We start from the raw sequence: 2,148 nt of genomic DNA on the forward strand, positions 1-2,148 counted from the left end.
CGGCACCCCTGGCTTGGAGGGCCGCGATCCAGGCGTCGTTGAGCGCGCTGAGCGACTGCGCCCCGCCGCGATCCGCCTCGTCCAGCGCCGCTCTCGCGAAGGTGTGCGCGCCCACCAGCCACAGCAGCAGCACCAGCGCCGCCCCCGTGGCGGCCAGCAGGCCCGGTGATGACCGCGATGGCCCCGGGGGCCGGCAAATCGGCCCTGGCGCTGCGCTGGGCCCACCGGGCCCGGGACCGCTTCCCCGACGGCCAGCTCTTCACCGACCTGCACGGCTGGTCGTCGACCGGCCCGCAGCACCCCCACGCCGTCCTGGGCTCCTTCCTGCGCGCCCTGGGCGTGCCGGCCGAGGACGTCCCCGCCCGGCTCGACGAGACGGCGGCGCTCTACCGGTCCACGCTGGCCGGCCGGCGGGTCCTGATCGTCCTGGACAACGCCCTGGACGCCGCGCAGGTCCGTCCGCTGCTGCCCGGTGCCGGGGGCTGCGCGGTCCTGGTGACCAGCCGTGAGCGGCTCACCGGGCTCGTCGTACGGGAGGGCGCCCGGCGGGTCGAGCTGGCGGAGTTCAGCCCGGACGAGGGGCGCGCCCTGGTGCGCCGGGTGCTCGGGGCCGAGCGCGTCGAGGCCCGGGAGCAGGCCGTCGCCCGGCTGCTCGACGCCTGCGGCCACCTCCCGCTGGCCGTCGCGCTCGCCGCCGCCCGGCTGCGCGACCGCCCGCACCACGACCTCACGGGCTTCGCCGCCGAACTCGCCGGCAACCGGCTCGACGTCCTCAGCGCGGACGGCGACGACCGGTCCGCCTGCCTGCGCACGGCCTTCTCCTTCTCCTACCGCGCGCTCGACGAGCCCGCCCGGCGCCTGCTGGGGCTGCTCGCGACGAGCCCCGCCGTCGACCTGTCGGCGCCGGTCGCCGAGGTGCTCGGCGGCCTGGAGCGCGGGAGCGGCGCGCGGATCCTGCGCCGGCTGGCCGACGTCCACCTCCTCATCGAGCACCGCGCCGACACCTACCGCTTCCACGACCTGCTGCGCCTGTTCGCCGCCGAGCAGGGCACGCGGCACGAAAGCCGACGCTCCCGCCGCCGGTGCCTGGAGCGCTGGTACGCCTGGTGCCTCCACCACGCCTGCGCCGCCACCCGGACGCTGGTGCCGAGTCGGCCCCACGTGGCGCTGCCACCGCCGCCCCGGGGCCTGGACATTACCGCCTTCACCGACGCCGCCCAGGCGCTGCGGTGGTGCGACGAGCAGCGGGCCAACCTCCTGGCCACCGCGGCCCACGCCTTCGAGCAGGAGGACGACGACGTCGCCTGGAAGCTGCCCTCGCTGCTGTGGCCCTACCTGCACCGGACCGGGCCGCACGCGGAACGCCTGGCCGTGAGCCGGACCGCGGTGGCCGCGGCCCGCCGGCTCGACGACCCGCTCGCCCTGGGCCACAGCCTGAACGACCAGGGGCACGCCTGGGGCTCCGCGGGCGACCTGCCGCAGGCCCGCCGGCACTACGAGCAGGCCCTGGAGCTCGTCCGCGCGGCCGGCGACCGGGCCGTCGAGGCACTGGTGCTGGCCAGCCTGGGGGTCTCGCACTTCAACTGCGCGGACTACGCCGGGGCGGCCGACCACTTCGAACGCGCCCTGCGTCTGCTGGCCGCGGACGGTCCGAGCGCCGCCCGGTGGACGGTCCTGCTGTGCGAGACCAACCTCGCCAGCGCCCTCCTGATGCTCGGCCGGTCCGAGGAGGCACAGGACCTGGCCGAGCAGCTGCTCGCACCGGAGATCCGCCAACTCGGCGGCGTCCCGGAGTGCAGCCTCCTGAACGTCGTCGGCATAGCCCGCTATGCCGCCGGCCGCCCCGAGGAGGCGCTGGTCCACCTCGAACGCTCGCTGGCCGTCGGCCGGACCATCACCGGATACGTCGACCAGCGCGCCAACTCCCTGACCGCCCTGGCCGCCGCCCAACAGGCGCTCGGCCGCGGCGCCGACGCCCGGCGCTCCTGGGAGGAGGCCCTCGCCATCTACCGCGAGCTGCCCGCCCACTACCGCGACGCGGCGGTCGGCCTGCTGACCTCCCTCGGCTTCACCCCGCCGACACCGCCGACACCGCCGACACCGGGGCACGAACACGCCGTCCTGCCTGTCCCCTGACGGCGCTGAACG

1 protein-coding gene is annotated in these 2,148 nt (G+C 76.6%); it reads left to right on the forward strand.

The window, feature by feature from the left end; all coding sequences use genetic code 11:
- Positions 1–168: 168 nt before the first annotated feature.
- A complete protein-coding gene (locus tag ACFU6K_RS37555) occupies positions 169–2,136 on the forward strand; it encodes a tetratricopeptide repeat protein (RefSeq protein ID WP_380670921.1) in 1,968 nt (655 codons plus the stop codon).
- The last annotated feature ends 12 nt before the right edge of the window (positions 2,137–2,148 follow it).

It is taken from the genome of Kitasatospora sp. NPDC057512 (assembly GCF_042802135.1).
Lineage (GTDB): Bacteria > Actinomycetota > Actinomycetes > Streptomycetales > Streptomycetaceae > Kitasatospora.

What these genes read in the sequence shown, in the direction of transcription:
- ACFU6K_RS37555 (WP_380670921.1), top strand. Translation starts at nt 169, where the DNA reads ATGACCGCGATGGCCCCGGGGGCCGGCAAATCGGCCCTGGCGCTGCGC.